A 5689-nucleotide genomic window follows, 5' to 3' on the forward strand; every position below is an offset into this window, starting at 1 on the left:
CCCGGCCGCTGCCGCCGGAGCCGCGCAGTGCGGCGACCACCCGGTCCGCCGCGGCGGACAGCTGGCGCCGGACCTCGCGCAGCCGGTTGTCGTCCACGCCGCTGTCGCGGGCCGCGTCGCGGATGTCGTCGCGGAAGCGGTCCAGCAGGCGTTCGAGGTCGCGCAGCGGCTCCTTGGAGGCCGCGGTGTCGTCGTCCGGAGCCGGATCCTGGGCCGGTGCGGACCGTGCCCAGGGGGTGGTCGGCACGTCCTTCGGGCCGGGCCCCGCACCTGTACCCGCGCCGGGCCCCGCACCCGTACCCGCGCCGGGTCCCTTGTCCGTGCCCCCGCCGGGCCGCGTACCCGCGCCGGCGCCCCGGCCGGCCCCCGCGCCCTGCCCGAAGCCGCCGGGCTGGCCGAACTGGCCCAGCTCGCGGGTGAGTTCGGCCAGGCCCTCGCGCAGCCCGGTCTGCCAGTCGCCGCCCTTGGCGTACGTCTGGACCTGGTCCTGCACCTGGCGGGCGATCCGCTGCACCTCGTCGCGGGCGCTGTCCACCGCCTCGCGCGCGGCCTTCGCCTGCTGGCGCGCGTCGCGGGCCTCCTCCTTGGCGCGGCGGCTCTCCTCCTTGGCCCGCTGCGCCTGCTCCTTCCATTCCGGCCAGCCGCCGCCGGCGCTACGGGCCTGCTGGGCCGCCGCCCGCACCTCGCGGCGCAGATCGCCGGCCGCGCCCCGCACGTCCTCGCGGATCTCGGCCGCCAGGGTGGAGACCGACTCACGGATCTCCGCCTCCAGGCCCTCGATCTCCTCGGCGCGGGCGGCCAGTTCGGCGCGGCCGGCGTCGGTGAGCGCGTAGACCTTGCGGCCGCCCTCGGTGGAGTGGGTGACCAGCCCTTCCTTCTCCAGCTTGGCCAGCCGCGGGTAGACGGTGCCGGCCGAGGGCGCGTAGAGGCCCTGGAAGCGTTCCTCCAGCAGCCGGATCACCTCGTAGCCGTGCCGCGGCGACTCGTCGAGCAGCTTGAGCAGGTAGAGGCGGAGCCGGCCGTGGGCGAAGACGGGTGCCATGTCAGATGTCCTTCCGCGGCGAGGCGGGGCCGCTGTCCGGGCTGTCCGGCCCGCCGGGGAACGGCCCGCCGGAGCCGAACGGGCCGTCGGGGGAGTCGTCCAGCGGTGGCCGGCGCAGCAGCGCGATCGTGCCCGACACGCTGGTGGCCTTCAGCCGGGCCCGGCCGCTGCCGATCCGGCCGGTGATCCGCTTGGCGGCCCACTGGCCGGGACCCCAGCCGGTCACCTGCAACTCGTCGAAGGCGCAGGAGACGTTGCCGGTGGTGGTGTTGGCCTCCACCTCGGCGTCGCCCGGCTCGGGGATGCGGATGGCGATCTCGCCGGAGACCGTGGTCAGCCGCACCTGGGCGCCGGCCGAGGGGTCCAGGTCCAGCACCATGTTGCCGCTCACCGAGTCCGCCTTGACCTGAGAGCCGCTGCCCTCGACGACGGTGAGGTCGCCGGAGACGGTGTTGACCTTCAGATCGCCGGACAGCGACTGCGCCTCCACGCTGCCGGACACCGTGTTGGCCCGCACCGGGCCGGTCAGGCCGACCAGTGTGGTGTCGCCGCCGACGCCCTGGACAGAGGTGGACCCGGAGATGCCCGAGATGACCGCGCCGGCGCCGACCACTCCCACCTCTACCCTGGTGCGCTGCGGCACCGCGAGCGAGACCACGGCGTGCCGCTTGCGGTCCTTGCGGTCCCACCACTTCAGCAGGCCCTGCCACGGCAGGTCCTCGTAGGTCACCGTCAGGGCCGAGCCGCGCAGCTGGACCTTCAGCGGCGGCCCCTCGATCTCGCTGATCTCCACCCGGGAGGGCCCGTCGTCGGTGCCCACCACGTTCACCGCTCCGTTGACGATCCGGACGCTCAGGCTGTCCACCGTTTCGGTGAAGACGAACTTCTCCGGTTCGGTGACGGTCCGCTCCGACGTGCCGCTCATCGTGCCCCTCCTCGGGTACGCCCGCAACGCAACATATCGCGTCTTCTGAAAGACACGATATATCGCGTGCGGGGGAAGTCAAGCGGCTACGCGTCGTCCTCCTCGCCGTCGTCCAGCCGGGCCAGCCAGGTGGCCAGCCGCTCCACCGGGATCTCGAACTCGGGGTTCAGGTCGACGAATTCCCGCAGCCGGTCGGCGAGCCACTCGAGGGTGACCTCCTCCTCGCCGCGCCGGTCCGCCAGCTCCTCGATACCGCGGTCGGTGAAGTACAAGATCTGCTCCGGAACAGGGATGGGACGGGCGGGGGACGGGGATGAACAGCCCAGGACGGTCCGGCACGGGCCGGGGCGCCCCAGGACGGGCCGGGCGGCCCGGGGCTGGGACGGGACGGGGCGTCCGCCACCAGGATAGGCAGTGTCGGGGAAGCCACCCGCGCCGGTGCGCGGGGCCGCTAGCCTTCGAAGACGATCAGGCCGGCGGGCCGGTCCCGGGCGGCACCCCACGGACCGGACCAGGGGGGACGACAGCCGTGCGGACCGCTGGGACCGGAGCACTCGCGACGTCGGAGGGCGCACCGTGATGGCAGGGGGCGCACAGCGGGAGCCGGGCGACGCCGCCGAGATCCTGCTGCCCCTGGCGAGTGCGGCCACCGTACGCATCCACAGCGCCGAATCCGGGAACCCTCTCCTGGGCAGCGGCTTCTTCGTCGCCCCTAATTGGGTGCTCACCTGCGCGCACGTGGCGCTGGCCGGAGGGGAGGCGAGCGTGGGGGCGGCCCGGAAGGTGTCGATCGGCTACGGCGACCGCCTGCTCACCGGCGTCGTCGAATGGGCCGACCCCGGCGTGTCGCCCGGCCCCGGCCGCTGGCCCGCCCCGGACCTGGCCCTGGTCCGGCTGCTGGACCCGGTGGACCACCCCTGCGTCTGGCTCAGCGAGCGCACCGCCAAGGGCTACACCACCAACCAGGTCGCCTTCTTCGGCTGGGTGCCGATGGACGACGAGGTCTACCCCTACAACGGCCGCTGCACCATCAGCGGCCAGTTCGGCGCGGGCAGCGGCGGCAGCCTGCGGCTCAGCAACGAGGACGAGATGCCCAGCGGCCTGTCCGGCGGGCCGGTGGTGGACCTGGCCCGCGGCGAGGTGATCGGGGTGCTCAAATCCCGGCGCAGCGGCAAGGACGGCGGACTGGCCGTCGGCATCCAGCAGTTGCGGCACCTGCCGGTGCCCGTCGGCCCGGCCGACGACGACCTCTACCACCGGGTGATGGCCGCCCACGACCTCTACCACGCCGACCGCCACGGCTTCGTCGCTCGCACCGAGCCCACCTGGACCGACGCGCAGAGCGACATCGGCGCCGGGGCCGGCCGCGCCCTGACCCCCGGCCAGCGCACCCGGCTGCTCGGTCTGCTCGCCCAGCTCCCGCCGCCGGCCGGCACCCGCAGCCTGGAGCGGATCGTCACCGAGGTGCGCGGCGCCCCCGCCCAGGGCCTGCCGCAAGCCCCCCGCGCCTGGCGCGACGGCCTCGGGCTGCTGTACGACCTGCGGCGCGGCGGGGCCGAGTTGGAGGCGGTGCTGCGCTACGCCGTGCACGCCGCCACCGCCGAGCGCCCGTACCCGGCCGAGGACCTGGCCGAGCCCTCGCTGTGGCAGTGGGCGGAGAAGATCGCCGCCGACGCCGAGAGTCCGACCCGGCCGTTCCGCAGCGCGCTGCTCACCGAACGGCGGGCCAGGCTGCGGCTGCGCGACGCCCCGGCCGCGGTCCCGGCGGCCCCGGCGGCGCCCCGGCGGCGGACCGGGCCCGAGGTGCTGCTGGAGATCTTCCACCGCGGCTGGGAGCCGGGCCGCTACGACTGGCAGGTCTGTGTCGTCCCGGAGACCGGCGAGATGGTGCCGCTCGGCGAGGGCCGGGCCACCGACTTCGCCGACCTGCCGGCCGCGCTGGCCGAACCCCTCACCGAGGCGTTCCGCCGCTGCGACGAACGCGACTACGCCGCCGCCCTGCAACTGGCCCTGCCCGACACCCTGGTGGACCTGGCCGCCGACACCTGGCGGCTGGGCGCCGGGATCCGCCCGGTCGGCGCGGTCCGCCCGGTTGTGGTGCGCCGCACCGACCCGCCGCCGGACGCCGATCCGGCGGTCGCCGAGGAACGCGTCGGCCGCTGGCACACCCTGCACCGGCAGTGGCTCGCCGCCGAGGTGCTCGACTGCGACGACGGGGCCCCGGGAACCGTGCCCGACGAGGACGAACTGCGGTCACGCCCGCGCCAGTTGCTGCCGGTGCTGTGCCGCAGCGGCCCCGACGCGCCCGAGGCGTTGCGTACCCTGGTCCGGAGCGGCTATCCGATCGCGCTGTGGCGCCGGGAGCCGGTCGGCGAGGAGACGGTGTGCGCCGACTTCCACCGGGGTACCTCCCGTACGGTCCGGGTCGCGCGCACCGCCGCCGGGCTGCCCGCGGTGCTCGCCGCACTGCGGGCCGGGATCGCCGACGGCGTACCGGAAACGTACTGGTCCACGGGGCTCACGCTGCTGTACGACGACCCGACCAGGCCCCTGCCGGGGGCCGGCGAGCTGCTGGAGAATCCATGACGAGACGGACCACTCCGGACGGAAAGGGGCACCGAGGTGACCGATGACCTGACCGACGCCACTCCGGCGGGCGAATGGCTCATCTACCGCGGCACCGGTGAGCCCCACAGCGGCATCGACGGCCTGCCCGAGCCGCCGCCCTGGCGGGATTTCGACGGCGGACCGCTGGTGGAGGCCGGTCCCGGCCCGGACAGCTCCTCGGCCCGGCGGCTGGGCGCCTACCGGCACATGGCCGAACTGCACCGGCCCAGCCCCGAGGAGCTGGAGCTGGTCAACGCCGCGCTCTACCTGCGCCGGCCGCTGCTGGTCACCGGCAGCCCCGGCACCGGCAAGAGCACCCTGGCGCACGCGGTCGCGTACGAACTCGGCCTGGGCCGGGTGCTGCACTGGCCGATCGTCAGCCGCAGCGCGCTCCAGGACGGCCTGTACCGCTACGACGCCATCGGCCGGCTCCAGGACACCCAGATCGCCGCGAACTCCGGCAAGGTGCTGCCCGGCGGTATCGGCCGCTACATCCGGCTCGGCCCGCTCGGCACCGCGCTGCTGCCCACCGCCAAACCCCGGGTGCTGCTGATCGACGAGCTCGACAAGAGCGACATCGACCTGCCCAACGACCTGCTGAACGTGATGGAGGAGGGCGAGTACGGCATCCCGGAGCTGGAGCGCCTCGCCGACCGCGAGCCGGAGGTCGACGTGCTCACCGACGACGGCACCCGGGTCACCCTGCACGAGGGCCGCATCCGCTGCCGGGCCTTCCCGTTCGTGGTCCTGACCAGCAACGGCGAGCGCGACTTCCCGCCGCCGCTGCTGCGCCGCTGCATCCACCTGGAGCTCGGCCGCCCCGACCACGAGCGGTTGTCCACAGTGGTACGGGCGCACCTGGGCGAGGAGGCGGCTACCGTCGGCGACGACCTGGTCAAGCGGTTCCTGGAGCGGTCCCGCGGCGAACTGCTGGCCACCGACCAGCTGTTGAACGCGATCTACCTCACCCACCACGCCGCGCCGCCCACCCGCTCCCGGCTGGCCGACATGCTCATCCAGCGGCTCGACCGGCCGAGGTGAGGCGGCCAGTGGCCGAGACCGATCCCGACGGTCCCCCCCGAGCCCGCACGCCCGGCGGTCCGACCGACGCCGCC

Annotated in this window: 5 protein-coding genes; 2 read left to right on the forward strand and 3 right to left on the reverse strand. The window is 74.8% G+C overall.

Annotation, left to right across the window (positions count from 1 at the left end; translation table 11 throughout):
* The 3 genes from GA0115240_RS02640 to GA0115240_RS02650 form a co-directional block, all read right to left on the reverse strand.
* Positions 1 to 1042: PadR family transcriptional regulator (locus GA0115240_RS02640; RefSeq protein WP_107407081.1), on the reverse strand; the 1042-nt coding region annotated here is incomplete at its 3' end.
* A 1-nt stretch (position 1043) separates the two neighbouring features.
* Positions 1044 to 1967 (reverse strand): DUF4097 family beta strand repeat-containing protein, encoded by a 924-nt coding sequence (locus GA0115240_RS02645; RefSeq protein WP_093735023.1) that lies wholly within the window; start codon positions 1965 to 1967, stop codon positions 1044 to 1046.
* Between the two features lie 86 nt (positions 1968 to 2053).
* On the reverse strand, positions 2054 to 2239 hold the full coding sequence (locus tag GA0115240_RS02650; protein ID WP_093735024.1) for a DUF6104 family protein: 186 nt from the start codon (positions 2237 to 2239) through the stop codon (positions 2054 to 2056).
* A 307-nt stretch (positions 2240 to 2546) separates the two neighbouring features.
* On the opposite strand from GA0115240_RS02650, the gene GA0115240_RS02655 reads away from it, so the two are divergent.
* Both GA0115240_RS02655 and GA0115240_RS02660 read left to right on the forward strand, forming a co-directional pair.
* The gene (locus tag GA0115240_RS02655) at positions 2547 to 4553 is read left to right on the forward strand and encodes a VMAP-C domain-containing protein (RefSeq protein ID WP_093735025.1); all 2007 of its coding nucleotides are present in this window, start codon (positions 2547 to 2549) and stop codon (positions 4551 to 4553) included.
* A gap of 36 nt (positions 4554 to 4589) precedes the next feature.
* Positions 4590 to 5615, forward strand: coding sequence for an AAA family ATPase (locus GA0115240_RS02660; protein ID WP_256069505.1), 1026 nt, complete (start codon positions 4590 to 4592; stop codon positions 5613 to 5615).
* Positions 5616 to 5689 lie beyond the last annotated feature (74 nt).

Origin of the sequence: Streptomyces sp. DvalAA-14, assembly GCF_900091855.1 — a bacterium.
Classification (GTDB): domain Bacteria; phylum Actinomycetota; class Actinomycetes; order Streptomycetales; family Streptomycetaceae; genus Actinacidiphila.